Source organism: Meiothermus sp. QL-1 (assembly GCF_003351145.1).
Lineage (GTDB): Bacteria > Deinococcota > Deinococci > Deinococcales > Thermaceae > Meiothermus.
This window is the reverse complement of the sequence record NZ_QQSV01000001.1, coordinates 137,112-163,939: the sequence shown is the minus strand read 5'-3', so window position 1 is coordinate 163,939 and position 26,828 is coordinate 137,112. Positions and strand designations below refer to the sequence as shown.

General features: G+C 67.1%; 29 protein-coding genes. 13 read left to right on the top strand and 16 right to left on the bottom strand.

The window, feature by feature from the left end; genetic code table 11:
• Positions 1-6: 6 nt before the first annotated feature.
• From DV704_RS00850 to DV704_RS00840, 3 genes are read left to right on the top strand one after another with little or no spacing between them, the layout of a single operon-like run.
• Positions 7-1,596 (top strand): alpha-amylase family glycosyl hydrolase, encoded by a 1,590-nt coding sequence (locus tag DV704_RS00850; RefSeq protein ID WP_114797665.1) that lies wholly within the window; start codon positions 7-9, stop codon positions 1,594-1,596.
• Positions 1,593-2,045, top strand: coding sequence for a low molecular weight protein-tyrosine-phosphatase (locus DV704_RS00845; RefSeq protein WP_233498187.1), 453 nt, complete (start codon positions 1,593-1,595; stop codon positions 2,043-2,045). Before DV704_RS00850 ends, DV704_RS00845 begins: the two co-directional genes overlap by 4 nt.
• A complete protein-coding gene (locus tag DV704_RS00840; protein WP_114797663.1) occupies positions 2,032-2,820 on the top strand; it encodes a fructosamine kinase family protein in 789 nt (262 codons plus the stop codon). Before DV704_RS00845 ends, DV704_RS00840 begins: the two co-directional genes overlap by 14 nt.
• Before the next feature lies 1 nt (position 2,821).
• On the opposite strand, the gene DV704_RS00835 is transcribed toward DV704_RS00840, so the two are convergent.
• The 3 genes from DV704_RS00835 to DV704_RS00825 are packed head-to-tail and all read right to left on the bottom strand — an operon-like array spanning position 2,822 to position 6,068.
• Entirely contained in the window at positions 2,822-4,036 is a 1,215-nt protein-coding gene (locus tag DV704_RS00835) for a VWA domain-containing protein (RefSeq protein ID WP_114797662.1), read from the bottom strand.
• 1 nt (position 4,037) lies between these two features.
• A complete protein-coding gene (locus DV704_RS00830) occupies positions 4,038-5,456 on the bottom strand; it encodes a sigma 54-interacting transcriptional regulator (RefSeq protein ID WP_114797661.1) in 1,419 nt (472 codons plus the stop codon).
• Positions 5,457-5,480: 24 nt separating this feature from the next.
• The gene (locus tag DV704_RS00825) at positions 5,481-6,068 is read right to left on the bottom strand and encodes a lactate utilization protein (RefSeq protein ID WP_114797660.1); all 588 of its coding nucleotides are present in this window, start codon (positions 6,066-6,068) and stop codon (positions 5,481-5,483) included.
• 277 nt (positions 6,069-6,345) lie between these two features.
• Here DV704_RS00825 and DV704_RS00820 point away from each other — a divergent pair, with 277 nt between their 5' ends.
• Both DV704_RS00820 and DV704_RS00815 read left to right on the top strand, forming a co-directional pair.
• Positions 6,346-6,747: a bacteriohemerythrin gene (locus DV704_RS00820; RefSeq protein ID WP_114797659.1), complete on the top strand. Its 402-nt coding sequence runs from the start codon at positions 6,346-6,348 to the stop codon at positions 6,745-6,747.
• Positions 6,748-6,791: 44 nt separating this feature from the next.
• Positions 6,792-7,022, top strand: coding sequence for a hypothetical protein (locus DV704_RS00815; protein WP_114797658.1), 231 nt, complete (start codon positions 6,792-6,794; stop codon positions 7,020-7,022).
• Here the strand turns inward: DV704_RS00815 and nth are convergent.
• Positions 7,019-7,675, bottom strand: coding sequence for an endonuclease III (gene nth / locus DV704_RS00810; protein ID WP_114797657.1), 657 nt, complete (start codon positions 7,673-7,675; stop codon positions 7,019-7,021). The genes DV704_RS00815 and nth overlap by 4 nt on opposite strands.
• Positions 7,676-7,678: 3 nt before the next feature.
• Entirely contained in the window at positions 7,679-9,112 is a 1,434-nt protein-coding gene (gene proS, locus DV704_RS00805) for a proline--tRNA ligase (RefSeq protein ID WP_114797656.1), read from the bottom strand.
• A 49-nt stretch (positions 9,113-9,161) separates the two neighbouring features.
• Between proS and alr the strand changes: the two genes are divergently transcribed.
• Both alr and DV704_RS00795 read left to right on the top strand, forming a co-directional pair.
• A complete protein-coding gene (gene alr / locus DV704_RS00800) occupies positions 9,162-10,265 on the top strand; it encodes an alanine racemase (RefSeq protein WP_114797655.1) in 1,104 nt (367 codons plus the stop codon).
• A 39-nt stretch (positions 10,266-10,304) separates the two neighbouring features.
• Complete coding sequence (locus DV704_RS00795) at positions 10,305-10,625, top strand: DUF3208 domain-containing protein (protein ID WP_114797654.1); 321 nt, start codon at positions 10,305-10,307, stop codon at positions 10,623-10,625.
• Here DV704_RS00795 and DV704_RS00790 read toward each other — a convergent pair.
• From DV704_RS00790 to glgC, 3 genes are read right to left on the bottom strand one after another with little or no spacing between them, the layout of a single operon-like run.
• The gene (locus DV704_RS00790; protein WP_114797653.1) at positions 10,622-11,035 is read right to left on the bottom strand and encodes a gamma-glutamylcyclotransferase; all 414 of its coding nucleotides are present in this window, start codon (positions 11,033-11,035) and stop codon (positions 10,622-10,624) included. The two genes, DV704_RS00795 and DV704_RS00790, sit on opposite strands and share 4 nt — an antisense overlap.
• Positions 11,036-11,050: 15 nt before the next feature.
• Positions 11,051-11,740 (bottom strand): SagB/ThcOx family dehydrogenase, encoded by a 690-nt coding sequence (locus DV704_RS00785; RefSeq protein ID WP_114797652.1) that lies wholly within the window; start codon positions 11,738-11,740, stop codon positions 11,051-11,053.
• 7 nt (positions 11,741-11,747) lie between these two features.
• Entirely contained in the window at positions 11,748-12,989 is a 1,242-nt protein-coding gene (glgC, locus tag DV704_RS00780) for a glucose-1-phosphate adenylyltransferase (protein ID WP_114797651.1), read from the bottom strand.
• Between the two features lie 93 nt (positions 12,990-13,082).
• Here glgC and DV704_RS00775 point away from each other — a divergent pair, with 93 nt between their 5' ends.
• Complete coding sequence (locus DV704_RS00775) at positions 13,083-15,230, top strand: AAA family ATPase (protein WP_114797650.1); 2,148 nt, start codon at positions 13,083-13,085, stop codon at positions 15,228-15,230.
• Positions 15,231-15,244: 14 nt separating this feature from the next.
• Positions 15,245-16,231 carry a S41 family peptidase gene (locus DV704_RS00770; protein ID WP_114797649.1) on the top strand — a complete coding sequence of 329 codons (987 nt, stop codon included), beginning with the start codon at positions 15,245-15,247 and terminating at the stop codon, positions 16,229-16,231.
• On the opposite strand, the gene DV704_RS00765 is transcribed toward DV704_RS00770, so the two are convergent.
• Genes DV704_RS00765 through DV704_RS00755 form a run of 3 tightly spaced genes read right to left on the bottom strand, consistent with a single transcriptional unit; the run spans position 16,228 to position 19,331 of the window.
• The gene (locus DV704_RS00765) at positions 16,228-17,019 is read right to left on the bottom strand and encodes a class I SAM-dependent methyltransferase (RefSeq protein WP_114797648.1); all 792 of its coding nucleotides are present in this window, start codon (positions 17,017-17,019) and stop codon (positions 16,228-16,230) included. The genes DV704_RS00770 and DV704_RS00765 overlap by 4 nt on opposite strands.
• A 39-nt stretch (positions 17,020-17,058) precedes the next feature.
• Positions 17,059-17,832, bottom strand: coding sequence for an S-adenosyl-l-methionine hydroxide adenosyltransferase family protein (locus DV704_RS00760; RefSeq protein WP_114797647.1), 774 nt, complete (start codon positions 17,830-17,832; stop codon positions 17,059-17,061).
• A 2-nt stretch (positions 17,833-17,834) separates the two neighbouring features.
• The gene (locus DV704_RS00755) at positions 17,835-19,331 is read right to left on the bottom strand and encodes a CPBP family intramembrane glutamic endopeptidase (protein WP_114797646.1); all 1,497 of its coding nucleotides are present in this window, start codon (positions 19,329-19,331) and stop codon (positions 17,835-17,837) included.
• 145 nt (positions 19,332-19,476) lie between these two features.
• Between DV704_RS00755 and DV704_RS00750 the strand changes: the two genes are divergently transcribed.
• Both DV704_RS00750 and queA read left to right on the top strand, forming a co-directional pair.
• Positions 19,477-20,046 carry an NYN domain-containing protein gene (locus tag DV704_RS00750; protein WP_114797645.1) on the top strand — a complete coding sequence of 190 codons (570 nt, stop codon included), beginning with the start codon at positions 19,477-19,479 and terminating at the stop codon, positions 20,044-20,046.
• Complete coding sequence (queA, locus tag DV704_RS00745; protein ID WP_114797644.1) at positions 20,047-21,057, top strand: tRNA preQ1(34) S-adenosylmethionine ribosyltransferase-isomerase QueA; 1,011 nt, start codon at positions 20,047-20,049, stop codon at positions 21,055-21,057.
• On the opposite strand, the gene cysE is transcribed toward queA, so the two are convergent.
• Genes cysE through lnt form a run of 3 tightly spaced genes read right to left on the bottom strand, consistent with a single transcriptional unit; the run spans position 21,047 to position 23,781 of the window.
• Entirely contained in the window at positions 21,047-21,592 is a 546-nt protein-coding gene (gene cysE, locus DV704_RS00740; protein WP_114797643.1) for a serine O-acetyltransferase, read from the bottom strand. The two genes, queA and cysE, sit on opposite strands and share 11 nt — an antisense overlap.
• Before the next feature lie 55 nt (positions 21,593-21,647).
• On the bottom strand, positions 21,648-22,385 hold the full coding sequence (locus DV704_RS00735) for a YebC/PmpR family DNA-binding transcriptional regulator (protein ID WP_114797642.1): 738 nt from the start codon (positions 22,383-22,385) through the stop codon (positions 21,648-21,650).
• The gene (gene lnt, locus DV704_RS00730) at positions 22,372-23,781 is read right to left on the bottom strand and encodes an apolipoprotein N-acyltransferase (protein WP_114797641.1); all 1,410 of its coding nucleotides are present in this window, start codon (positions 23,779-23,781) and stop codon (positions 22,372-22,374) included. Before lnt ends, DV704_RS00735 begins: the two co-directional genes overlap by 14 nt.
• A 96-nt stretch (positions 23,782-23,877) precedes the next feature.
• Between lnt and DV704_RS00725 the strand changes: the two genes are divergently transcribed.
• Positions 23,878-24,588 (top strand): metallophosphoesterase, encoded by a 711-nt coding sequence (locus DV704_RS00725; protein ID WP_114797640.1) that lies wholly within the window; start codon positions 23,878-23,880, stop codon positions 24,586-24,588.
• Between the two features lie 54 nt (positions 24,589-24,642).
• A complete protein-coding gene (locus DV704_RS00720; protein WP_114797639.1) occupies positions 24,643-24,954 on the top strand; it encodes a helix-turn-helix domain-containing protein in 312 nt (103 codons plus the stop codon).
• Here DV704_RS00720 and DV704_RS00715 read toward each other — a convergent pair.
• Positions 24,938-25,498, bottom strand: coding sequence for a hypothetical protein (locus DV704_RS00715; RefSeq protein WP_114797638.1), 561 nt, complete (start codon positions 25,496-25,498; stop codon positions 24,938-24,940). The two genes, DV704_RS00720 and DV704_RS00715, sit on opposite strands and share 17 nt — an antisense overlap.
• Positions 25,499-25,554: 56 nt before the next feature.
• Positions 25,555-26,727: a thiolase family protein gene (locus DV704_RS00710; protein ID WP_114797637.1), complete on the bottom strand. Its 1,173-nt coding sequence runs from the start codon at positions 26,725-26,727 to the stop codon at positions 25,555-25,557.
• Positions 26,728-26,828: the final 101 nt, after the last annotated feature.

Below are 26,828 nucleotides of genomic sequence, written 5' to 3'. Positions count from 1 at the left end.
ACCCCCATGGAATGGTGGCGCACCGCCAGCATCTACCAGATTTACCCCCGCAGCTTCCAGGACTCGGACGGCGACGGCATCGGCGACCTGCCGGGCATCCGCCAGCGCCTTTACTACATCCGCGACCTGGGCTTTGATGCCATCTGGCTCTCGCCTTTTTACAAAAGCCCCATGAAAGACTTCGGCTACGACGTGGCCGACCACTGCGACGTAGACCCCATCTTCGGTACCCTGGAGGACTTCGATGCCCTTTTGGCCGAGGCCCACCGGCTGGGCCTCAAGGTGCTCATCGACTTCGTGCCCAACCACACCTCCGACCAGCACCCCTGGTTTTTGGAGTCCAGGAGCAGCCGCGAAAACCCCAAGCGCGACTGGTACGTCTGGCGCGACCCCGCCCCGGACGGCGGCCCCCCCAACAACTGGATGTCCTACTTTGGCGGGCCTTCCTGGACCTTCGACGAAAAGACCGGCCAGTACTACCTACACCAGTTCTTGCCCGAACAGCCCGACCTCAACTGGCGCAACCCCGAGGTGCGCCAGGCCATGTACGACGTGATGCGCTTCTGGCTCGACCGGGGGGTGGACGGCTTCCGGGTGGACGTGCTCTGGCTTTTGGTAGAAGATGCCCTTTTCCGCGACGAGCCCGAAAACCCCGACTACCGGCCCGGCCAGATCGACCGGTTCCGCCATCTGCACATCTACCAGGAAGACCAGCCCGAGACCCGCGAAATTGTGCTGGAGATGCGCAGGGTGCTGGATGAGTACCCCGGCGACCGGGTGATGGTGGGGGAAATCTACCTGCCCTACGAAAAGCTCATCCCCTACTACGGCACCCCTGAGCGGCCCGGCTGCCACCTGCCCTTCAACTTCCACCTGATTTTCAGGGGCCTCAACAACTGGACCGCAGAAAACATTCGCAGCATTGTGGAGGAGTACGAAAAAAGCCTGCCCCCCTTCGCCACCCCCAACTGGGTGCTGGGCAACCACGACCAGCACCGCCTGGCCAGCCGCATCGGGCACGACCAGGCCCGCGTGGCGGCCATGATGCTCTTTACCCTGCGGGGCTCGCCCACCTGGTACTACGGCGACGAAATCGGGATGGTGGATGGGGTGATTCCACCCGAAAAAGTGCAGGACCCCGCCGCGCTGCGCCAGCGAGGGGCTGCGGGTGAGCACGGCTTGGACCCAGGGCGTGACCCCGAGCGCACCCCCATGCAGTGGACCGGTTTTGCCTACGCGGGCTTCAGCACGGTGGAGCCCTGGCTGCCGGTGAACCCCGACTACCTCGAGCGCAACGTGGAGGTGCAGGACGCCGACCCCTTCTCCATGCTGACCTTAGTCCGCACCCTGCTGGTGGTGCGGCGCGAGACGCGGGCCCTGCTTTACGGCGATTACCAAAGCTACAAGTCGCCCCCGGGGGTCTACGCCTACCTGCGGGGGGGTGAGGTGCTGGTAGCGCTGAACTTCACCGCCGAGCCCAAAAAGCTCTCCACCCCTGGGGGAGAAATCCTGCTCTCGACCCACCTGGACCGCTACGAGCGGGTGGGGGGGGTGCTCGAGCTGCGCCCCCACGAGGGCGTTATCGTAAAGCTATGACGAGGGTACTCTTCGTTTGCATGGGCAACATCTGCCGTAGCCCCATGGCCGAGGGCATTCTGCGGCGCAAGCTGCGCGAGCGGGGGCTGGAGGAAGAGTTTGAGGTGGACTCCTGTGGCACCGGCGGCTGGCACGAGGGCGAGCCGGCCGACCCCCGCACCCAGGCCGTGCTGGCCAGGTATGGGGCCCTTTTCCCCCACACTGCACGGCAGATTCGGGCCGAGGACCTGGAGCGCTTCGACCACATCTTCGTGATGGACCGGGAAAACCTCCGGACCCTGGAGCGCAGGTTCCCGCAGCACCGGGGCAAGGCCCGGCTGCTGCTCGAGCTGAACGGCGGGGGTGAGGTGCCCGACCCCTACTATGGGGGCATGGAGCAGTTCGAGGAGGTCTACCAGATGCTGGAGGAGGCCATCGAGCAGTTCCTGAACACCCATGCACCCCGCTGAGCTGCTGCGCCGGGCCGGCCTGGAAGCCCATCCCCTCGAGCCCCTCCACGGGGGCGATATGGGCCAGATCTGGCGGGCCGGGCCCTACGTGGTCAAAACCCACCCCCAACCACCCCGGGGCCTGTTCCAGGCCGAAGCCCAGGGCCTCTCTGCCCTGGCCCGGTCTGGAGCGCGAACGCCCAGGGTCTACTGGGCCGGCCCAGAGGGGCTGGTGCTGGCCTACCTGCCGCCGGGCCCTCCCGACTGGCCGGCGCTGGCCCGGATGCTGGCCGAGCTCCACCGGCAGGCCGCCCCCACCTACGGCTGGCCTGGCCCGGTCTTCCTGGGCCGCTTCGAGCTGCCCGGCGGCACCCTGGACGACTGGCAGGGCTTCTGGCTAGAAAAGCGCATCCGGCCCCTGCTGGAGGCCACCTGGGCCCAGCTAGGGCCCCTGGGACCCAGGGTGGAAGCGGCCCTGGAGGCGCCTTTACCCCGGGAGGGGCCGGTGCTGATCCACGGCGACCTGTGGCAGGGCAATGTGCTGCACACCCGGGAAGGGCCGGCTCTGATCGACCCCTCGGCCTGGTGGGGCGAACGGGGGGTGGACCTGGCCATGATGCACCTGTTCGGGGGCTTCCCACCCGAGTTCTGGGAGCACTACCAGGCGCTTTACCCCATCCCGCCCGCGGTGGAGGCTGCTTTGCCCCGCTACCAGCTTTACTACCTGCTGCTGCACCTTTGCTTCTTCGGCCGAAGCTACCTGCCGGCCATCGCTCGAACGCTGGCGGAGGGCTAGGTCAGTTCCGGCTCACCTTGCGGTTCAAAAAATCCATCAGCACGTACTTGCCTATGTTGGCCGGGGTGGTCAGATAGGCCTTGCCCCGGGTGATCTGGGTGATTTTCTTGACGAAGGCCAGAAGCTCGGGCTCCCGCGCCAGCATGAAGGTGTGGATGGGAATCCCCTCCTTGCGGGCCAGGGTGGCCTCCTTGAGGGTCTCGGCCAGAATCACCGGGTCAAGCCCCCAGGCGTTTTTGTAAATCTGCCCCGAGGGCAGGGTGAGCGCCGAGGGCTTGCCGTCGGTGATCATGATGATCTGCTTCATCTCCCCGCTCATCTTGCGCAAAAGCTTGCGGGCCAGCCTGAGCCCCTCGGCGGTGTTGGTGTGGTAGGGCCCCACCTGCACGGTGGGCAGCCGGCCCAGGGGCACCTCCTCGGCGCTGTCATGGAAGATGCAAAAGCGCACCTGGTCGCCTGGGTACTGGGTGCGGATCAGATGGGCCAGGCCCAGGGCCACCCGCTTGGCCGGGGTAAAGCGGTCCTCGCCGTAGAGGATCATGGAGTGGGAGCAGTCCAGCAGGACCACCGTGTTCATGGCCGCGGTGTACTCGGAAAGCTCCACCACCAGGTCCTCAGGGGCCAGGTTCTCCAGGCCCTTCATCACCACGTTCTTGAGGGTCTCGCCTATGTGCAGGTTGGGCTGGTCGCCAAACTCATAGGGCTTGGTCTCCCCGCTCGACTCCACCCCTGAGGCGTAGTGGCGGGTGGGGTGGGCCCCCGGGGCGTTCTTGCCCAGCGAACCCAAAAGGGCCCGCAGGCTCTTGAGGCCCAGGAAGTCCACCGACTTGTTGGTAAGTTCGATGCGAACCTCCTGCGCTTCGCCCTGGTAGCCCTGGCCCATCGGCGGCTCGGTGCCCGGCAGGCGGATGTACCCCTCGTCTTGCAGGCGCTGGATGAGCTTCTGAATCTCGCGGTAAAGCCGGGTCTCCTCCTTGCGGTTGGCAAAGCGCGCCTCCCTGAGCCACTCCTCGGGGATGCGGCCCTGCTCCATCAGGGCCTGCAAAAGCGCGTCGTAAAGGTCTTCCAGGGTAGGGACCCGGTTGGGGTCGGGCTGGTAGCGGTTGTAGGGGTCAGAGAAGCCCGAGTCCATGAGGAAGTCCTGCAGCATCTCCATCAAATCGGCCCCGGTAAGGTCGTCGAAGCCGGGCTCGTACTTGGAGTACCGGACGCGCATGTTAGTTCCCACTCCCCCATCGCTCGCCCCGCTCCACAGGGGCGCTGTAGCTCTCCTCGCCGCGGGCAATCTTGCGTCGGCCCGCCAGCCCCTCCAGGATGAACTCCGCCGCGGCCACCAGGGCCTCGGGGGAGGACTGGGCCTCGAGCCGGCGGGCTGCGGCCAGAAGCCCCGGCACCCGCTCCATGGTCCGCAGCACCTCCCTAGCGCCGGCCTCGGGCAGGGTGAGCAGGTTGCCCTCGGCAAAGTACTGCACCACCTCGTCCACCCCAAGCCCCCGGGCCCGCTCGCCATAGGCCATGGCGAAGGCCTTCTGCAAAAGGTCCTTGGCCACCCGCTCGGCCCCTTGCAGCTCGCCCTCGTACTCCAGCTCTATCTTGCCGGTAATGGCCGGCAGGGCTGCGTACAAATCGAGGGGTCGGGCCACCGGCCGCTCGCCGAAGCGCAAAGCCCGCCGCTCGGCGTTGGAGACCACCAGCTCCAAAAGGCTGATGGAAAGCCGCTGCGAGACCCCCGAGGTCTTGTCCACGCGCTTGTCTTCACGGGCCACAAAGGCCACCGCCTCCGCGGCCTCGGCCACGTAGGCCGGCACGTAGATGCCCTCCTCGCGGGCTATCCAGGCCTCCTGCCGGGTGATGGAAAGCCCCTCCTCCAGGGTGCGGGGGTAGTGGGTGCGAATCTCCGAACCGATGCGGTCCTTGAGGGGGGTGACGATCTTGCCCCGGGCGGTGTAGTCCTGGGGGTTGGCGGTGAAGGTGAGCCACACGTCGAGCGCCAGCCGCACCGGGTAGCCCCGGATCTGCACGTCGCCCTCCTGCAGGATGTTGAAAAGGGCCACCTGCACCTTGGGCGAGAGGTCGGCCACCTCGTTGATGGCGAAGATACCGCGGTTGGCCCTGGGCAGAAGGCCGTAGTGGACGGCCTCGAGGTCCGAAAGGCCGCTCCCCCGTCGGGCGGCCTTGATGGGGTCGATATCGCCCAGAATATCGGCCACGGTGGTGTCGGGGGTGGCCAGCTTCTCCACGTAGCGCTCGTGGCGGGGAACCCAGACGATGGGCGCGTCGTCCCCGGCCTCCTCTAAAAGGCGCTTGGCTTCGGCTGAAAGGGGAAAAAGAGGGTTATCGCGAAGCTCGGTGGGCAGGGCTGGGATTTCTTCGTCCAGAAGGTCGGTGAGCTGGCGCAGGATGCGGCTTTTGGCCTGGCCGCGCAGGCCCAGCAGGATGAAGTTGTGCCGGGCCAAAATGGCGTTCACCAGGCTCGGGATGACGGTGTCGTCGTAGCCCTGAATGCCAGGGAAAAGCCGCTCGCCTGCCCGAAGCTTGGCAATGAGGTTTGCCCGTGCCTCGTCCTTCACGCTGCGGCGAAGCTTTTCCAGGGGGTAGGTACGCTTGAGTTCGCCGAGGGTTCGGGCCTTGGTCATTGCCTAAGTGTAGCCGGGTCTGCCCTAGGATTGTGTAAACCAAACCCCGCTTCGCAGCACCGCCACCACCAACCGCCCCGGCCCGTGCACCCCTTTGACCATGATCTGGCCGATATCGGCGGACTTGCTGGGGCCAGAGTGCAGCCCGATGGCCGAGGGCAGGTGGGGCTTCAGGGCCTCCAGGGCCTCGTAAAGCGTCGCGTATATCCTCTCCGCAGACACAAACACCAGGTGGGTGGGGGGCAAAAGCTGCACCCGGCGGCCTTCCTGGCTGCCCAAAATAACGCTCCCGGTCTCGGCCACCGCGCCCAGGGCCCAGGAGACGCCCAGGGGAGCCTCCTCCGGGGGCCGCTGGGGCAGGGCAGGGCGCAGGGCGGGGGGCACCCCCTCCCCTATGGCCACCCCCTCGAAGGTCTGGGCAAAGCTCTGCAGCCAGGCCGGGGCCTCGTCCTCCTGTAGGAAGACCACCTCGCCCCCGTTCTCGCAAAGCCGCTTCTGGAAAAGGGCCCAGGCGGCGGGCTCGAGGGCCGCGGCCCCCAGGGGCTCGGGCAATCCAGGGCGCAGGCGGTGATTGAGGGCCTGCCGGAGGCGGGCCAGAATGCGCTCGCGCATAAAGGCAGTCTAGCAGGCCCGACGATGGGGCAGGAAGGGTGCGGATAATCGAGGCCTCCAAGGCGACGCTGCGGTAGGGGGGTGGGTACTTTGTGCGGGGATGCACTCGAGGGTCCATAGAAGGCTGCCCGATGGAGAGAACCAAAGGTGGGCCCCTGGGCGACGGTGGACAGCGGCACGTGGGGGTCGGTGGGAGGGCCGGCATCGCCGCCGATGGGGCTGGACATAGGACATTCCTCCGCCCCACCCTCCCCTACAATCCCCCCAGGGGGAGGCCATGCCCATCGAGTGGAACGAACAATACGCTGTGGGGGACGCCCGCACCGACAGCCAGCACAGGAATCTTTTCACCTATGTGAACCGGCTCGAGCAGCTCATCGAGGAAGGGCGCAAAAGGGGCCTCGACCGGCAGGCGGTGGAGAACCTGTTCATCTTCTTAGATGCCTACGTGAACACCCACTTCGCTTATGAGGAGCTCTGCATGACCCTTAGGGCCTGCCCCGCTGCAAGGAAGAACAAAGAGGCCCACGATAAATTCCTGGCCTTCTGGAACGAATTCAACCGCCAGCATAACCCCAACAGCGTTGGGCTAGTTGCGCTGGAGGAGCTGCACGCCGCGCTGGCGGGATGGCTCACCCAGCACATCTGCCGGATTGACGTGGCCCTGCGCAAAAACTGAGCCGGCTTACCCCGCTCATCCACAAAGGGGGGTAGACTGGTGGCATGGGCGCGTACTTCCTCCGCATCCCCCGAGGGCCCCTGGGGCTGCTGGTGCTTTTGCTGGCTGGGACGGTGGGGCTCTTCCTGGCCCTGTGGCTCATCACCACCCTGTGGGTCCTGGCGGTGGGGGCGGGGCTGGTGGGGGCGCTGGCGTATGCCTGGCGCCGGCTGGAGGCCAGGCTGCGCCCCCGCCGCTGGCGGCGGCTGCCGGTGCGGCTGCGCCGGTGGGGCTAGTAGCGGCCCTTGCTCAGGCAGTCGGTGTAGAGGGGGCACCCTCCGCACTTGGGCTTGCGGGCGGTGCAGTGGTAGCGGCCGAACAGGATTAGGGCGTGGTGGACGAAGACCCACTTTTCCCGAGGGAAAAGGCGCTCGAGCTCGGCGCCAATGCGCTCCGGGGTCTTGGCCTCGGAAAGGCCAAGCCGTCGGGCGAGCCGGGTGATGTGGGTGTCCACCGCAATCCCCGGCACCCCAAAGGCCGCCCCCAGCACCACCGTGGCGGTCTTCCAGCCAACCCCGGGCAGGGCCTGGAGCTGGGCCTTGTCCGATGGAACCTGCCCCCCGTGCTGCTCTACCAATCGCCGGGCCAGCGCCACCAGGTTTTTGGCTTTGGCCCTGTAGAGCCCAATGTGCCTGATGTAGGGCTCCACCGCCTCAGGGGTGGCCTGGGCCAGGGCAAAGGCATCCGGGAAGCGCTGGAAGAGGGCCGGGGTAGCCTTGTTCACTGCAGCGTCGGTGGCCTGGGCCGAGAGCACCGTGGCCACCAGGAGCTCGAAGGGGTTGCGGTGCACCAGCTCGGTGGCGGCCTGGGGGTATAGCTGCTCCAGCACCGCCAGCACCCGCCCTGCCCGCCTGGCCTTGTCGTCCGACTCTACTGCTCCAGGCTCCATACCTCAGTAGGCCTTGGCGAAAAGAATCCGCTTGCCATAAGCGCTGGGCCGGCCGCAGCGCACGCAGACCCCGCTGGCCTCGGGCTCCTCAAAGGGAATGCAGCGGGTGGTGGCGGTGGTCTCGGCCTTGATCTGCCGCTCGCACTCCTCATCGCCGCAATGGAAGGCCTTCACGAAGCCCTGCTCCACCTTCTCCCTGAAGACCTCGTAGCTATCCACCACAAAAGTATGCGCATCGCGGAAGGCCAGGGCCCGCTCGTACAGGGCCTGCTGGAACTGCCCAAGCCGGGCTTCGAGCGCCTCGGCCAGCCCCGAAAGCCCCAGCGTCTCCTTGCCCCCCAGACGGCTGGCCAGCACCACGGTGCCTGCCTCCACGTCGCGGGGGCCCAGCTCCAGCCGCAGCGGCACCCCCTTGAGCTCCCATTCGTTGAACTTGTAGCCGGGGCTGTACTGGTCGCGGTCGTCCAGGTGGACCCGCAGGCCGCTGGCTCTGAGCCCCTGGACCAGCCGCTCGGCTGCCGGCAGCACCACCTCACGCGTCTCGGATTTGTAGATGGGCACCACCACCACCTGGATGGGGGCCAGCCTGGGGGGCAGGATCAGGCCCTTGTCGTCGCCGTGGGTCATCACGATGGCCCCTACCACCCGGGTGGAGAAGCCCCAGGAGGTGGTGTGCACGTACTTGTTTTGCTGGTCTTTGTCCTGGAACTGGATGTCGAAGGCCTTGGCGAAGTTCTGGCCCAGATAGTGCGAGGTGCAGGACTGCAGGGCTTTGCCGTCGCGCATCATGGCCTCGTAGCTGATGGTGTAGACCGCCCCAGCAAACTTCTCCGAGGCGGTCTTGAGGCCCACCCAGCCCGGGATGGCGCACCACTCCCTGAGCACCTGGGCGTACACCTCGGCCATCCGGTGGGCCTCGGCCTCGGCCTCCTCCTGGGTGGCGTGGGCAGTGTGGCCCTCCTGCCACAAGAACTCGGTGGTGCGCAAAAAGGGCTTGGTGCGCAGCTCCCAGCGCACCACGCTGTTCCACTGGTTCAAAAGCTGGGGCAGATCGCGGTAGGTGCGGATCCACTTGGCCCACATGTAGCCGATGATGGTCTCGGAGGTAGGCCGTACCGCCAGGGGCTCTTCCAGGGTCTCCCCCCCAGCCTGGGTTACGAGGGCCAGCTCAGGGGCAAAGCCCTCCACGTGCTCGGCCTCTTTCTGCAGAAAGCTCACCGGTATAAAAAGGGGAAAGTAGGCGTTCTGGTGGCCGGTTTCCTTGAACAAGCGGTCCAGCTCACGCTGTATGTTTTCCCAGATGGCATAGCCGTAGGGCTTGATGACCATGGTGCCGCGCACCGGCCCGTAGTCCACCAGATCAGCCCGCAGAACCACCTCGTTGTACCACTCGTTGAAGTCTTGGGACTGAGGGGTGATACCCTTCTCCTTGGCCATACCGACCCATCATAGCTGAAGCGCAAGGGTGCGGGCTAAACTATCTCCCATGCGTCCGGCCTGGCTGGAGGTAAACCTCGACACGCTGGCTCAGAACTACCATCGGCTCAGGCACAAAGCAGAAGGAGCCCAGGTCATCGGGGTGGTGAAGGCCAACGCCTACGGCCACGGGGCGGTGGAGATAGGCAAGGAGCTTTTGCGGCTGGGGGCCTGGGGGCTGGCGGTGGCCACCCCCCAGGAAGCCCTCGAGCTGCGCAAGGCCGGCGTTGTGGGGCGCATCCTGCTCTTGGGCAGCCTGCATCCCGAGCAGGCCCGGACGGTGGTGGAGCTGGAGCTGATTCCCTCCCTCTCCACCCTGGAAAGCGCCGAGGCCCTCAACGCCCTGGGCCGGCCGGTACCGGTGCACCTGGAGTTCGACACCGGGCTGGGCCGGGTGGGTTTTGCCCCCGAAGAGGCCCCGCTGGTGCAGGAGCGGCTGGCCAGCTACGAGAACCTGCTCATCCAGGGCATCTACACCCACTTCGCCAACGCCGAAGAGGACGAGGAGGGAAGCCGCGACCAGATGGCGCGCTTCGAGCGGGTGCGACAAGTGTTCGGGCCCGGCTACCTCTACCATGCCTGCAACACCGCCGGCACCTTGAGATTTGGCGCCTACGGCCTTGGCGCGGTGCGGCCCGGGATTGGGCTTTACGGCCTGCTGCCCGCAGAGGGCCTGCGACCTATAGCCCGGCTGCTGGCCAAGCCCACCCAGGTCAAGCGGGTCCCTCCGGGTCAAAAAATCGGCTACGGCGGGGCTTACACCGCCCAAGGCGAGGAGTGGATCGCCACGTTGCCGGTGGGCTACGCCGACGGCATGCCCCGCCAGGTCTTCGGCCGGGCCACGGTGCGGTACCAGCCAGAGGGCAGCCCCACCCCTTGCGTCTGTCCGGTGGTGGGGAGAATCTCGATGGACCAGATCACCGTGCGCCTGCCGGGGCCGGTGGACCTCGAGCAGGTCTTCGAGGTGGTCACCCCGGACCACAGCCCCACCAGCAGCCTATGGGGCTGGGCCGAGCTCAGCGGGACCACCAGCTACGAGACCGCGGTGCGGCTGTCCCCCCGCCTGCCCCGGGTCTACCTGCGCGAAGGGGTGGAGGTGGCCCGGGTCGAGTAGGTCACTTTTGCCGCCAGAGCCTGGCACGAGAATCTAAGAATGAAGGCCATCCGGCTGTTTCAGGGCTATCTGTGGCATCCCAAGAGCCTCCTCTTCGAGCCCCGGGCCCACATCCCCCCCCGGCTGGGGGAGGTCTACGTGCTCATCGACAAGGTGCGCCCGCCGGTGAGCTTCTTCGAGGACGGCACCCCCACCGAGACCCAACAGTTCTACCAGCTCACCCTGCTGGTGCGAAGCGACAAGGAGCCCGCGGAGCTAAAACCCCTGGCGGCCTGGGCCAGTCGGGAGCTGGATGCCTATCTGCAGGCCACGCCCAAGGAGGTAGGCTGGCAGATCCTGGAGGACCTGCGCCCCCTCTAGGCGCGGCCCTCCCCCGGCCAGACCCCCTCGGGCAGCCATATACCCTGGGCCCCCTGGACCCGCTGCACGCTGGGGTAGACGTAGAGCCAAACCCGTACCGGGTCCCCCTCCTGGGGATAGGCCCAGCCCGCCACCCGCTGGTACTCGCGCCCGGCGTCCTCGAGCCAGTCCAGCAACCTGAGGGCCGAGGCCAGCTCGGCAAACCACTGCACCTCGCCCCACACCCGCCCCTCGCCCGCCACCACGGCCGGATAGGCGTAGGGGCGGCTTTTCCCCTTGGGCAGGTGGAAGAGCCGGAAACCCTCGATGTAAGCGGGCACCGAGCGCACCCAGCCGGCCCGGCGGGCCACCTCGAAGTTGCGCTCGCCCTGCTTGAGGGTGCCGTATACGAAGACGGCCTCCGGCTCCACCCCTAGAGAATACCCTCAACGCCCCAGCAAGAGCACCACCACCGGGTGCTCCCCCTCGGGCAGAAGGAGCAGGGAGCGCACCTCCTCGTCGTAGAAGGTGGCGGCGGGGTAGGCCTGCAGGCCCAGAGCGGTGGCGGCCACCAGCACCTCCCCTACCGCGTAGCCCACCTCGAGCAAAGCGTAGCGGAAGCCCCGCAGCCCGAAGACCGCCTCCGAGCGCTCCGGCACCGCGCAAAAGACCAGCAAAGCCGCCGAAGCCTCCACCGCCTCTAAATCCAGAAGGGCCGAGCGCCAGGCCCGGCGGTCAAAGCCGCTGGCGAGCTGCTCGAGCTGGTGCTGTTTGGCGGCGTAGTGGTAGACGCCCTGGAAGGTATCCTGCAGCCGCTGCACCGCCAGGTAGACCTCGAGGGGGTACGCCCCCCCCGCCGAGGGGTAGCCCCGCCCCTCGCGGCGCACCGCCAGGGGGGCCAGCACCTGCGAGAGCTCGGCCAGGGTGAGGGAGGAGCCTACCTTAGGTGCGGTAGGGGCCACCCGGGCCAGCACCCGCCAGACCGCCGGCCCCCCCTCCCGCACCGGCTCCGAAAGCTCCACCGACTCCAGCGGGTTGGCGTAGACCTTGGCCGCCGGCACCCGCCCCAGGGGGAGGGAGTCCCCTGGGAACAGGCGGGTGAGACGGTAGAACAGCTTGCCCGGGTGCTTATCCATGCAAGCCCTAGAACCTGTAGCTCTTGGGCACCACCACGATGCCCTCCGGGGTTACGGTGAAGCCGCGGGCCCGGTCGGCCTCGAGGTCGTAGCCGATCTCGGTGTGGGGAGGAATCTTGACGTTCTTATCCACGATGGTGTTGCGGATCTTGCAGTAGCGTCCCACCTCCACCTCGTCGAAAAGCACGCTCCGCTCTACCAGGGCATATGAGTTGATGCGGCAGCGGCGGAAGACCACCGACTCGCGGATGGTACCCCCGGAGATGATGCACCCCCCCGCAATCAGGCTGTTGAAGGCCTGGCCGGTGCGGGCCCCAGCCTCGTGCACGAATTTGGCTGGGGGAGAGTTGAAGTTGGCCGCCCGCAGGGGCCACTCGGGGTTGTAGAGGTCGAATTCCGGGGTGACCTGGATCAGGTCCATGCTGGCCTCGAAGTAAGCGTCGATGGTCCCCACATCGCGCCAGTAGGTGTTGGGACCCTGCTGGCCGGGGATGGGGTTGCGCTTGAAGTCGTAGACCTGGATGCGATAGCCCTCCTGCAGGGCCCGAGGGATTACGTCCTTGCCGAAGTCGTGGGAGGAGTTGGGGTCCTTGGCATCGTGCTCGAGCTTCTCTACCAAAGCCTCGGTGCGGAAGACGTAGTTGCCCATGGAGACCAGGGCCATGTCCGGTTTGCCGGGGATGGGGGTGGGGTTCTTGGGCTTCTCCTGGAAGCCCACCAGGCGCCACTGTTCGTCCACCTGCAGAACGCCAAAGCGGCTGGCCTGCTCGATGGGGACCGGGTAGGCGGCAATGGTCAGATCGGCCTTGTGGTCGCTATGGTACTCCACCATGTGGGCGATGTTCATCTTGAAGATGTGGTCGCCCCCGAAGATGGCCACGTTCTCGGGCCGGTGGTTGTGGATGAGGTGCAGGTTCTGGTAGATGGCATCGGCGGTGCCGCGGTACCAGACCGGCCCCAGCTCCTCGTAGCGGTACATCTGGGCCGGCACCAAAAAGATGAAGGCGTCCTCCAGAAAGCCCCCAAAGCGCCAGTGGCGCTGCACGTGCTCGGTGAGGGACTGGGCCTTGAACTGGGTGAGAACATATATGCCGTATATGCCCGAATTCAGGAAGTTGTTGAGCACAAAATCGATGATGCGGTAGCGGGCCCCGAAGGGTACCGCCGGCTTGGCCCGCTTCGCGGTCAGGGGGTACAGCCTAGAACCCTGCCCCCCCGCGAGAATCATCCCCAAAACTCGCATCGCCATGGCGAAGTTGCCTCCTTTGGCTCCAAGATAACAGGAGGCGCCCCAGGCTGAAAGCCTTTCCAGCGTTTAACCCCTGGGTATACTTTTCCCGCCATGGTTTCCTACGAGGCCCTGGAATGGCGCACCCCCCTACCCGACGAGGACGAGGTGCTCAACCTGCCCCCCCCACCCCCCTTCTTCGGCCAGGAGCGGGCCCGCAAAGCCCTCGAGCTCGCGGTACGGGGCGGGTTTCACGCCTATCTGGTGGGGCCTCCGGGCCTGGGCAAGCACGAGGCTCTTTTGAACTACCTCAGCGCCCAGCGGGTGGAAACCCCGCCCGACCTGCTCTATGTACCCCTTTCGGAGCGGAAGGTGGCGGTGCTCACCCTGCCCAGCGGGCAGGAAAACGAGCTGGCCGAGGCGGTGGACGGCTTGCTGCTGGAGGTAAATCATCTGGACGAGCTTTTCCGCCAGGCCTCCTTCCTGCGCGAGAAAAGCCGGCTCGAGGCCCGCTTCAAAGCGCGCTGGGAGGAGCAGCTAGCCCTCCTGCGGCAGGAGGCCCAGGCGGCAGGGTTTGCCCTTTCCGAGGAGGGGGAACGGCTGGAGCTGGCCGGCCCAGGGCCCGTTCCCAGCGAGCTTAGCGCAAGGCTGGAAGAGGTCCTGCTCAGCCGGCTGGCCGCAAGCGGTGAGCTCGAGGTGGCCCTCAGGCGGTTGCGGCGCGAGTGGGCCTTGCAGTACCTAAAAAACCGCTTTGAACCGCTGTTCAGGCGCTTTCCCCAGGCCCGGGCTTACCTCGAGGCCCTCCAGAACCGCCTGGCCCGCTATGCCGAGACCGGCGAGCCCCTCGAGGCCGCCCAGTGGCGGCCCAACCTGCTCACCTCCAGCCACAGCGGCAGCCCGCCCCCCATCGTCTACGAGCCCTACGCCACCGCCCCACGGCTTTTTGGGCGGTTGGATTACACCGTGGAAAAGGGGGTCTGGAGCACCAACGTGAGCCTGATACGCCCGGGCGCGGTGCACCGGGCCCAGGGGGGCTATTTGATTCTGGATGCCCTGAGCCTCAAGCGCGAGGGCACCTGGGAAGCCTTCAAGCGGGCCCTGCGCAACGGCCAGGTGGAGCCGGTCACCGAGCCCCAGGCCCCGGCCAGCCTCGAGGTGGAGCCCTTCCCCATCCAGATGCAGGTGATGCTGGTGGGCACCCCCGAAGCCTTCGAGGGGCTAGAAGAGGACCCGGCCTTCGGCGAGCTCTTCCGCATCCGGGTGGAGTTCTCCCCCACCCTGCCGGCCACCCCGGAAAACCTGGAGGCCCTGGGCGGCTGGCTCCAGGCCCAGGGCTTCCGGCTCACCCGCGGAGGGCTGGTGCGGCTTTTCGACGAGGCCCGCCGCATGGCCGAGCAGCGCAGCCGGATGGACGCGAGGCTGGTGGAGATTCGCGCCCTGGCCGAGGAGGCTGCGGTGTTGGGGGAGGGTCTCCTGACTGCCTGGGCGGTGGAGAAGGCCGTACAGGCCCGCGAAGAGCGCGGTTTTTTGTCCGAGGAGGAGTTCCTGCGGGCCGTGCAGGAAGGGGTCTGGAGCCTGAAAACCCAGGGCCTGGGGGTGGGCGAGGTCAACAGCCTGGTGGTGGTGGAGTCCCCCCCCTACTGGGGCCGGCCGGCCCGGCTCACCGCCCGGGCCGCTCCAGGACGCGACCACCTGATCTCCATCGACCGCGAAGCCGGGCTCGGAGGGCAGATCTTTCACAAGGCGGTGCTCACCCTGGCCGGCTACCTGCGCAGCCGCTACATCGAGTCCGGGCCGCTCCCGGTCACCATCAGCCTGGCCTTTGAGCAGAACTACGTCTCCATCGACGGCGACTCGGCCGGCCTGGCCGAGCTGGTGGCGGCCCTCTCAGCCATCGGGAACTTCCCCTTGCGGCAGGACCTGGCCGTCACCGGCGCGGTGGACCAGACCGGCAAGGTGCTGGCGGTGGGGGGCATCAACGCCAAGGTGGAGGGCTTCTTTCGGGTCTGCCAGGCGCTGGGGCTCACCGGCACCCAGGGGGTCATCCTGCCCAAGGCCAACCTCCCCCACCTGACCCTGAGGCCCCCGGTGCTGGAAGCCGTGCGGGAAGGCCAGTTCCACATCTACGCGGTGGAAAGCGTGGATGAGGCCCTGGAAATCCTCACCGGCAGCCGCGTGGAGGGGTTCCGCGGCCTGCACCACCGGATCAAAACCGCCCTGGCCGAGTTTGCCCGGCTGGAAGAGGGAGAAAACTCCGACTGAATTATGATGGGGCCATGCGCAGGTGGGGGGTGGCCCTGGTTTTTTTGGCCGGCCTGGCCCTGGGCCAGAACCAGGCCGAGTTCGCCCTGCGGCTCGAGCAGGCCTGGCGGCTGGTCAAGGAGCGCTACTACGACCCGAATTTCAAGGGGGTGGACTGGGCGCAGGTGGGCCAGGCCTACCGCTACCGCCTGGGCGAGGTCAAAAGCTGGGAGGAGCTCTACCGGCTGCTGGACGAGATGTACGGAGAGCTGAACGACGGGCACTCGCGCGTGCTGAGCCCGGCCCAGGCCCGAAGCCTGGGGGGGCAGGCATGCCAGCCCCTGCCCTTCAAAGACCAGGACCTCCTACCCCTCCCCTCTCCCCCCACCGCCCCGCCCTACCTGCCGCCCCCTCCCAAACCCCTACCCCAGGCCCCTGCCCTCGGCCTCGGCGACTTTGAGGCCCAGCTTCTTCAGGGGGTGGTCGTAATTCGGCTGGGCAACCTGCTGGAATCCCAGGGGCCTGCCCTGCTGCGGCAGGCTGTCCGCAGGTACGAGCCCCAGGCCAGGGGCTACCTGCTCGACCTGCGGGACAACCCAGGAGGCCTGGTGCTCCACATGGCCGAAGCGGCGGGGGTCTTCATGCGGGGGGTGCCATGGCGGCTGGTGGGTCGGGGCCTGGGGGCGGTGCCCCTGCCCACCCTGCCCTTTCTGGGCCCCCCCACCACGCAAAAGCCCCTGGCGGTCCTGATCAACGGCCAGACCCACTCCGCTGCTGAAGGGCTGGCCGGGGCCCTCAAGAACGCCCGGCGGGCCTACCTGGTGGGCACCCGCAGCGCGGGCAACACCGAGGCCCTGGTGCCCTACTGCTTCCCGGACGGTGGGGTGGCCCTGGTGGCCGCCGGGGTGCTGGCCCCCCTGAGCGGGCCCACCTGGGAGGGGCGGGGGGTGGAGCCCGACCAGGTAGAGGAAAGACCCGAGGCGCAGCTCGAGGCCGCCCTCCGCCACCTCCGGCAGCGCTAAAGGCGCGTGGTGCGCACCAGGAACTTCCAGCGCACCGGATACTCCGCATCCAGATTGGAATAGACATCGCTGGCCCAGGCCAGAAGCTCGGCAATGGAGGGGCGGAATACCTCTTCAGGCACGGCCCAGGTAAAGGAGTAGATGCGCTCCGAAAGCATCTCCAGGCTGGTGCGGGGGCTGCGCATCTCCACCCACTCGGCCACCACCCGGGTCCTGGGCTCTAGCTGGCGGCGCAAAAGCTCCCGCTCCACCTCGGCCAGCCGGGCCTGGTGACGGCCCCGCACCAGGCGGTAGCCCATGCGGGCCAGGATCTCCTGCCACTTCTGCTGGATGCGCCAGTCCTCGCTCTCCCCGTCGCCCTGGTCCCACCCCTCGAACAAGAACCCCCCTGGCCGCAACACCCTAAGCGACTCCCGCAGGGCCTCCTGCCAGCAGTCCAAAAGGTGCCAGAAGTGCACCGCTATGACCGCATGGAGGCTGTGGCGCTCAAAGGGCAGCTCGCAGGCATCGGCCTCCACCAGCCGGGCCTTGCGCGCCACCCCCGCCACCTTCTGCCGCAGCACCTCGAGCATAGCCGGGTTGTTGTCCAGGGCAATGTAGCGATACCCCCGGGCAATAATAGGCACCGCAATCCGGCCCGTACCGGCCCCCAGCTCTAAGAACAGCGGGTCGCGAAAGAACTTCTCCACAGGGGCCGTAATGGCGGTGGCAATCCGGCCCGACACCTCGGGCGGATGGTACCGGGTACGGTCGTAGGTGAAGGCCACCCGACTAAAATGAGAGGCCATGCTTGGTTGTATGATAGCAACAGACTCATAAAATGCAAATCATCGAGAAAACTGCCCCACCAGCTCCACCCGGTCGCCCTCCTTGAGGCCGAGCTGCTCCCGGGCGTTGCCCAGGTGCACCGCCACCTCCAGAAGTCCCGCGCTCCCCACATAGGCCAGCGCCCCCCCCACCGGCACCTCGGCGTAGTGGGTGGCGGTGGGAATCCGGTGGTAGCGGATGCGCACCACCTTGCCCCGGATCTGGGCCGGGGTGGCCAGCAGGGTGGTGATGGCGTTGCCAAAGCGGTCGAAGGTGAGGATTTCCCCCTGGCTGCCGAAGCTGAGCTGAACCGGCAGGCGCACCAGCGTCTGGACGGGCAACTCCGGGCCGAAGCGCTGGGGTTCCACCCCTGCAGCCAGGTGCGCCGCCACCGGCCCAAACACATCCCGCCCGTGAAAGGTGGACGATTTGCGCGGGAGGTGGTAGGCGGGGTTTTCCAGCAGGTAAGCCCGCCTGGGGGGGTCCTGCAGATAGGCGAGGGTGAGCAGGCCGTTGTCGGGGGCCACGTAAAAGAGCCGTTCCCCCTGGACCAGCACCGCCCGGCGGCTCGAGCCCACCCCGGGGTCCACCACCGCCAGCACCACCGCCTGGCGCGGCAGGTAGGGCACCGACTCGTAGAGAATGTAGCTGGCCCGCCGCAAATCGCCGGGCGGCAGGTTGTGGGCCAGGTCATGCACCACCAGCCCTGGCGCCACCTGCCGCATCACCGCCTTGACCACCGCGGCATAGGGGTCGGCCAGGCCGAAGTCGGAGAGAAAATAAACCTCCCGCAAGGCTAGCTCCCCAGCAAGGTGCGCACCCAGGGCAGGTCGGCCACCAGGGCCAGCCCCACCCCAGCCAGCACCCAGGCCACCACCCCCGCCAGCGCTCCTTGGGTGCGCTCGTAAAGCCAGCCCAGAAACAGCCCTGCCATTAGGAAAAACAGGGTGGGCCCCGGAACCGCCAAAGCGAAGAGCACCGGCAGCATGGCCAGCGCGAGCGCCTTGTAGCGCTCTTTGAAGACCGGATAGCCCACCCCCCGCACCACCAGCTCCAGCAGCGCCAGGCCGAAAAAGATGGGGTACATGGTGCCCAGTCCGCTCAAGCCCAGCGGCCTGGCGACGTAGGCGTAAACGCCCAGCAAACACAGCAACACCAATCCAGCCCAGGTGCCCTCTATCCAGTTGGACCCCTGTCCCAAGGCGCGGGCTATACCCTCCCGGCCCACCGCCCAGTAGGCTATTAGGAGGGCAAAGGCGCCCAGCAAGAAGTAGAAAAGCGGCCGCACCACCTGGCCCTGGTACGGGGTGAACAGGGCCAGCAGGTTCTGGTAGAGAAGCTGCCCGATGCCCACCGCAGCCAGCCCCGAAAGTAGCAGGGCCAGCAAGAGCCACAAATGAAGCGTGCCCGGGCCAAACCGCCGCTCGACCCCTACCTCCACCGTGCGCATGGGCTCAATCTGGCTCTCGCCGTAGAGCAAAAGCCCCAGATAAAGCAGGAGAAGCACCAACCAGGGCCAGATTTTGCTCAGGAGGTTGTTGGGCAGGCTGATGCGGGAGGAAAGCTGCCGCAGGACCAGCGAGCCCTTGTCGAACTCCCCCAGGCCATAGTAGACCATGGCCAGAAGCCCCAAAGCACGGGTGTAGTCGGCCTCCAGGGGCCCTAAGCGAGGCAAAACCTCCTCCAGGGCCCCGGCGGCCTGGCGGGCATCCCCCGCAATCCACATCAGGCGGGCCTTGACAAGCTGCTCCTGGGGGCTGTTGCCCAAAAGCCCTATGGCCTCCTGCGGGCGCCCCAGCCGTTCGGCCAGCCGGGCGGCCCCGAGGCGCGCCTCCTCCAGCGCGGCAACCCGGCGAAAGGTGGCGTAGGCCTCCTCGTAGCGGCCCAGGGCCTCGTAAATCTGGGCCCGCAGAAGCACCGCCTCGCTGCCAAGCCCCTCAGGCAGCCGCTCCAGGGCCTCTGCCGGGCGGCCTATTTGCAGCAGATACCGAGCCCAAAGCAAAGCCCCCTCCGGGTCTCGAGGGCCAAGCTCACTCACCTGCTGCAAAAAGGGCTGGGCCGCCGCGGGGTTGTTTTCTTCCAGGTAAATCCGGGCCAGCAGTTTAATGCTAGGCAGGTGGCTGGGGTTGGCCGCCAGGGCGAGCTGACAGGTGGCCCGCGCACTGTCCCGCACACCCCGTTCGTATAGAAGCCTGCACTGGGCGTAGTAGCCCTCTGCGCCCAGTTGGGCCCAGGCCGTAAAAGCGAACAAGGCGATTCCCAAGGCAAAAGGAACCGCTCGTAACGCCGCCATGGGGGTAGTGTAACACGGCCTTTTTCCCTTCCCGTCCAAAGATGCACAATAAAGGCAGCGCCCTGGCTGGCCCAACCCACGCTGGGACCAGAGTTGCTAGAATTGAGGATGGCTTTTTAAAACCGGGTTTCTAAAGGAGCTTTTCATGAACGACCCTTTCAACCGCATCCCCGGGTACAGCCCCCACCAGCGGGTGGGCCTGTTTGTTGACACCCAGAACCTCTACCACTCGGCCCGCGACTATTACGGGCAAAACGTCAACTTCGAGAGCCTTTTGCGCTTTGCGGTGGCAGGCCGCCAGCTCGTGCGGGCCACGGCCTATGTGGTCGAGCGGGAGAACGACACCTCGGCCTGGCCCTTCATCTACAAGCTCTCCACCCTTGGCTTCCGGGTGCGCCGCATGCAGCTTAGCCTCAAGGAAACCACCGACGACGGCCGCCCCATCTACGAGGGCAACTGGGACATGGGGATTGCCGCCGACATGGTGCGGCTGATGCACGTTCTGGACGTGGTGGTGCTGGGCAGCGGCGACGGCGACTTCGTGGAGATTGTGGAGGTTTTGATGGAGCGGGGCCTGCGGGTGGAGGTCATCGCCTTCAAAGAGACCACCTCGCAGAGGCTGATTGATGCGGTGGACCGCTTCGTGCACCTGCCGGACATAGAGAACGCTTTTGTGCCCAGCAAGGAACGCCACGCTGCGCCTCGAGGGGAGTAGATGAGACTGGAGGACTTCGACTACCACCTACCCCCCGAGCTCATCGCCCAGCAAGGGGCCGAACCGCGCGATGCCGCGCGCCTAATGGTGGTCGAACGCCAAAGCGGGCGGATCGAACACCGCGTCTTCCGCGAACTGCCCCACTACCTGCGGCCTGGGGATGTGCTGGTGCTCAACGAAAGCAAGGTCATTCCGGCCCGCACCTTCGCCCAGAATCCCCAGGGCACCCCCATAGAGGTGCTGCTGGTGCGGGAACTGCCAGGGGGGGACGGCCGCTGGGAGGCCCTGCTCAGGCCGGCCCGGCGGGCCCGGGTGGGCACCCGGCTTACCTTTCCCGAGGGGCTTTGCGCCACCGTGGAGGCCGTGCAGGCCGATGGCAGCCGTCTCCTGCGCTTCGAGGGGGATATCTGGGCCCACCTCGAGCGCATCGGCCAGACCCCCCTCCCCCCCTACATCCGCGCCCCGGTGGAGCCTACCCGCTACCAGACGGTCTACGCCCGCACCCCGGGCTCGGTGGCGGCCCCCACCGCAGGCCTCCACTTCACCCCGGAGCTCCTGGCCTGCCTCCAGGCGATGGGGGTAGAGATAAGCTACCTCATCCTGCACGTGGGGCCCGGCACCTTCAAGCCGGTGAAAGAAAGCCCGGAAACCCACGTAATGCACCGGGAACCCTACGAGATTCCCCCCAGCACCGCAGCGGCCGTCAACCAGGCCAAGGCCCAGGGCCGACGGGTGATTGCGGTGGGCACCACGGTGGTGCGGGCGCTCGAGACCGCCTGGTCGGAAACAGGGCTACAGCCTGGAGCGGGCGAGACCCAGCTCTTCATCCGCCCCGGGTTCCACTACCGCGTGGTGGACGCCCTCATCACCAACTTCCACCTACCCAGGTCCACCCTGCTGATGCTGGTCTCGGCCTTCATGGGCCATGAACTGATGCGGCGGGCCTACCAAACCGCCGTGGCCGAGCGCTACCGCTTCTACAGCCTGGGCGACGCCATGCTCATCCTCTGAGCTCAAGCTCCGCCTCGGGCAGGAGCACCCGCGCTGGGTTGCCCACCACCGTGGCCCCCGGGGGCACCGGCTTGGTCACCACCGCTCCAGCCCCCACCCGGGCCCCATCCCCCACCTCAATGGGCCCGAGCACCACTGCATGAGCCCCCAGCAAAACCCCGTTGCCGATGGTAGGATGGCGCTTCTCCCGGGTAAAACCGGTACCCCCTAAGGTCACCCCGTGGTAGATCATCACATCGTCGCCTACCTCAGCGGTCTCGCCGATCACCACCCCCATCCCGTGGTCGATCACCACGCGCCGACCGATGCGGGCCCCAGGGTGAATCTCCACCCCGGTGAGCATCCGGGTCAGGTGGGCCAAAACCCTGGCCAGCAGCCGGAAATTCGCCCGCCAGAGCCAGTGGTTGAGCCGATGCATCCAAAGGGCATGCATCCCGGGACTAAAAAGGATGGCGTCCAGCGGTCCCCGGGCCGCTGGGTCGCGCTCCAGCACCGCCCGCACGTCTTCCCTGAAGTACTCGAGGAACTTTCGCATTTTACGGCTATTCTAGGGGGAAGCAGCACCGGCTGCTGTGAGCCTGCACCCTTATTCAGACCTCCACCGAGACGTTGTCCAGGCTCAGGTTGGTGTAGACGTTCTGCACGTCGTCCAGCTCTTCCAAAGCCTCCACCATGCGCAAGACCTTCTCGGCCTCGGCCTGGCTTAGGCTGACGGTGTTCTGGGGCACCAGGGTGATCTCGGTGTTCTCGGGCTTGAAGCCCCGGGCCTTCAGCGCGCTGGCCACCGCGTAGACCTCCTGGGGGTCGGTGTAGACCTCCAGGCCCTCCTCGCCCTCCTGCAGATCGATGGCCCCCGCCTCGATGGCCGCCTCCTGGGCTGCTTCGGTGTTGGAGGCGAGGAAGATGTAGCCCCGGCGCTCGAACTGCCACGAGACCGAGCCGGTGGCCCCCAGGCTGCCGCCGTGCTTGTTGAAGATGTGGCGCACCTCGGCCGCGGTGCGGTTGCGGTTGTCCGATAGGGCCTGCACGATGATGGCCACCCCCCCAGGGGCGTAGCCCTCGTAGACCACCTCTTCGTACTGGGTGCCCTCCTCCTCCCCCCCAGACAGGCGCTTCAGAAGGCGCTCGATGTTCTCGTTGGGCACATCGGCGTCGCGCGCGGCCTCAATCAGGTTGCGCAGGCTGGGGTTGGCCGCAGGGTCCGTGCTCCCCCCCGCCCGGGCCGCTGCGGCGATGAGGCGCAGGTACTTGCTGACAATCTTGCCCTTTTTGAGGTCGTTGGCAGCTTTTTTGCGCTTGATCTGAGCCCACTTGCTATGACCGGCCATACTTCACCTTAGTATACGCGCCACCCGCACGGCGGCGCGCCAGCAGCCCCAGGACCCCCAGCAGCCCCGCCAGCCCCACCGCCCAGTCCCCAAGGCGCACATAGGGCGTCGCCCCTCCCAGGTAGGCAAAGGAGCCGCCGAGGAAGCCGGGCTGCCGCTGGGGGATGCGCTCCACCACCCTGCCCAAAGGGTCCACGATAGCGGTCACCCCGTCGTTGCCGGCCCTGAGCAGCCACCGCCCGGTCTCCACCGCCCTCAGGCGGCCCATCTGGAAGTGCTGCAGCCCCCCAAAGCTCGGGCCGTACCAGGCGTCGTTGGAACCCAGCACCAGCACCTCGGCCCCCTGCCGCACGAGCTGCCGGGCCACCGAAGGGAAGACCGACTCGTAGCAGATGAAGGCCCCGTAGCGCCCCAAAGGCGTGTAGCCTTGGCCGGGGCTTCGGCCGGCCAACTCCCCCTCAAAGCCCAAGGCCCGGAAAAAGAAGCGGTAGAGGGGGCGCAGGGTATCAGACCAAGGAAAGCTCTCCCCAAAGGGCACCAGGCGGTTCTTATCGTAAAAATGGGTAATCTGTCCCCCGGCCACCCGAACAAAGCGGTTGGCAAAGCCGGTCTCGAGCCCACTCAGAAGCTCGCGGTCCCCCAGCAGGGAAAAGAGCCCTGGCGGGAACTGCGCCACCGCGGTCTCGGGCCAGACCACCACCCGGGCCTCCGGGTGGGCCCGCAGCCCCTCTCGGGTGAGCTCGAGGTAGACGCTCTCCGCCGAAAACCCCTCCAGCTTGCGCAAGGGGTTGATGTTGCCCTGCACCAGCAAGGCTCCAACCCTCCCCTCGGCCTGCGGCAGCGGCCAGAGCCAGAACCCTGCCCAAAGCAGCAAGAGCCCCACCAGGCCCAGGCTGGGAGCCGAGAAGAGCACCCGGTCGGCCCACCAGCGCCGCCCAAAGTGGAGCCAGCCCCACGCCACCATGAGCACCCCCAGGGAAAGCAAGTAAACCCCACCCCAGCGGGCCAGCATCCGCCCGGGCGCCTCCACCAGGGCGTACCCCAGGAAGCCCCAGGGGAAGGCCAGCGGCCCCAGCGAGGTCAGGTACTCCTGCACCACCCAAAGCCCGACCCGGGCCAGTGGACGGCCGCGGCTAAGCCCGAAGACCAGACCCCAGAAAGCCGCCTTGGCCAGCACCAAGGGCCCATAGGGCACCGCACCCCAGGGGGTTTCGAAGAGCACCACAAAGCTCAGGGGCAACCAGACCAGGTGCACCCCCCAGAAGCCCACCCCCGCCCAAAAACCGAAGCGAAACCCCCCCAGGGCCAGCAGGGGCAGCAGCGGCAGGGGGGCCAGAAACCCCAGGGGGCTCGGCGGCAGGCACAAGGCCAGCCCCACTCCCAGGCCGAGGGGCATCCAGAGACGCACCCTCCTAGCATACGCCCCACCGCAAAGGTGAGGGGCAGATGAAGCTATCCGGAGAGAGTTTTCATGGCAGAATATCAACCAGCCATGCGCTTGGGCATTATCGCTGAGATTCACGCCAACCTGCCGGCTTTGGAGGCAGCCCTGGAAGCCTTGCGCAAGGAGGGGGTGGACCAGGTGCTGGCGGTGGGGGACCTGGTGGGGTATGGCCCCCATCCCAGGCAGGTAATTCGCAAGCTCGACCGCGAGGGCATTCCCTGCGTACCCGGGGCCGCCGACCTGCGGGTGGCCTACGCCCTTCCCACCCCACCCCGGGAAGGCATTGCCGAGACCACCATCGCCTGGACGCGGGAGCAGCTAGGCCCCCGCGAGATGCAGTTCCTGCGCAACCTGCGCCCCCGGCACCGCTACGAGACCCCTGGGGGGCGGCTTATGGCTTTTCACGGCTCCCCTGAGGACCCCGAGCAAAAGCTCGACCTGAACGAGGCCCACCCCCAGGACATCCTGCGGATGCTCGAGCGCATCCGCTCGCGCTACGCGGTGGTGGCCGGCAAGCACATCCCCTTCCGCCGGGTGGTCCACAAGGGGGTGGTCTTCGACCCGGGCTCGGTGGGCCTCAGCCTGGGCGGCGAGCCCGGGGCCGACGTGCTTATTCTGGAAGACGACATCCGCGGCGAGGTGCTTCACCGCTTTCTCAAGCTGCCCTACGACTACGGCCAGGTGGCCTTCGACCTGGCTGCCTGGGAGCTGCCCGAGGTGCTGGCCGAGGTGGTGCGGCAGGGACGATTCCCCAAGTAACTTTGTAGCCCCGGGGCCACTACAATCTGGACAAAAGGGTATAATTTGTAATCTATGGCCAAAACCAAAGGGCCCACCCTGGAGGCCCTGCTGGAACTCTTAGGACAGCGCGGGGTGTACGCAATTCTGCGCGCCCTCCAGAACGGACCTTTGCGTTTCGGGGCCCTGCAGCAGGCCACCGCCCTGCCCCCCCGCAGCCTCTCGCTTAGGCTCAAGGAGCTCGAGGAGCTGGGGCTCATCCGCCGCACCGAGTACCCCGAGGTTCCCCCACGGGTGGACTACGCCCTCACCCCCAGGGGCCAGAGCCTGCAGCCTGCGCTGGAGGCCCTGGCGGCCTGGGCAGCCCAGGTTAGCGCCCCGCAGTGAGGGTAAAACGGCGGTCCTCCTCCACCAAAAGCGCCTGGCCCTGCCATAGCTGCCAGCGCAGGGTGTAGACCCCCGGGTCTGCCTGGGGAATCTCGAAGCGGTAGAGCACCTCGAGCCAGGTGCGGTAGCGCAGCCTCTCCCGCCCCCAGGCATCCCGCTCAAACCGGCCGCACTGCAGGCGATAGGCGGCCCGCTCCAGGCTCACCCCAAAGCCCGGCGGGGCCTGGAGCAGCACCAGCCGCACCTCAGAAGCAGGCCGCTCGTCCTGCTGGGCCAGGCGGCAACTTCCTATTGGGTCGGGAAAGGGAGGCCTGGGGAAGCTGCCCAGCTCGAGGGAGAGGTAAAAGCTAACCCCCCCCACCCCTTGCCGCCCGACCGCCGTCCAGTGCCGCTCCTCGTAGCGCCGCTTTCCGTACAGGGGGACCCCTGCCGGGCTGGCGAAGACGGGGAAGTCGTCCAGGTCATAGGGGTAGTAGGGCGCGCTGCCCAAGGGTGTGGGGGCGCAGGCCGCCAGCGCCAGCAGAACCCCGAGCGCTTTACGCATAGTTTTAGCCTAGCCAGTAGGGCCAAGCCGGGCGAGGTTGGAGGCTACAAAGCCCCTCAGGCCTGGGGGTAGACCTCGAAGATGCCCGCTGCGCCCATCCCCCCGCCGATGCACATGGTCACCATGCCCAGCCCACCCCCGCGCCGGCCCAGCTCGTGCACCAACTGGGTGGTGAGCTTGGCCCCGGTGGCCCCCAGGGGGTGGCCCAGGGCGATGGCCCCCCCGTTCACGTTGACCACCTCGGGGTTCATCCCCAGCTCGCGCATCACCGCCAGCACCTGGGCGGCGAAGGCCTCGTTGAACTCGATGAGCTTCAAGTCCTCCAGCCTGACCCCGGCCTTGGCCAGGGCCTTGGGCACCGCCTTGATCGGGCCCACCCCCATGACATCGGGCTCCACCCCCCCGGTGGCGAAGGAGATGAAGCGGGCCAGCGGCCTCAAGCCCAGCTCCCTGGCCTTCTCCGCGCTCATCAAAAGGAGGGCCGCGGCCCCATCGGAGTAGGGCGAGGCGTTGCCCGCGGTCACCGTGCCCCCCTCCTTGAAGGCCGGTTTGAGCTGGGCCAGCCGCTCCAGCGAGGTGTCGGGCCGGGGCAGCTCGTCCCTGGCAAAGAGGGTCTCCTCCACCTGCTTCTTGCTCCCCTTCCAGTGCACCTTCCTGACCGGGATGGGTACAATCTGCCCCTCAAAAGCCCCCCGGGCGATGGCCTCCAGGGCTTTTTGGTGGCTGCGGAAGGCCCAGGCGTCCTGGTCCTCGCGGCTTACCCCCCAGCGCTCGGCCACCCGCTCGGCGGTGAAGCCCATGCCGATGTAGGCCTCGGTCAGCTCGGGGTGCAGCTCGGTGTGGTAGCCGGACATGGGCACCCGGCTCATCATCTCCACCCCTCCGGCCAGCACCACCTCGTTCATGCCCGACATGATGGCCTGGGCGGCATAGGCCACGCTCTGCAGCCCCGACGAGCAGAAGCGGTTGATGGTGGCCGCGGTCACCTCCACCGGGAAGCCCGCCCGGAGCATGGCCAGCCGGGCTATATTGAGCCCCTGGCTGGCCTCGGGCATGGCACAACCCCACTGGATGTCCTCGATGAGGGCCGGGTCCACCCCCGCCCGCTCCACCGCGGCCTTCATCACCGCCGCCGAGAGGTCCACGGGGTGCACCGTGGCCAGCGAACCATCGCTCTTGCCGCGCGCAACCGCGCTGCGAACTGCACTGACAATTACCGCCTCTTTCATCCGAATCGGGGTCTGGGGCGGGATGGCCCCGAACCCCTCACCTCCTTTCTACGAAACGCCACTCTATGCACCTTTTGTGCCCAGTCCCGAAGATGGCCCCT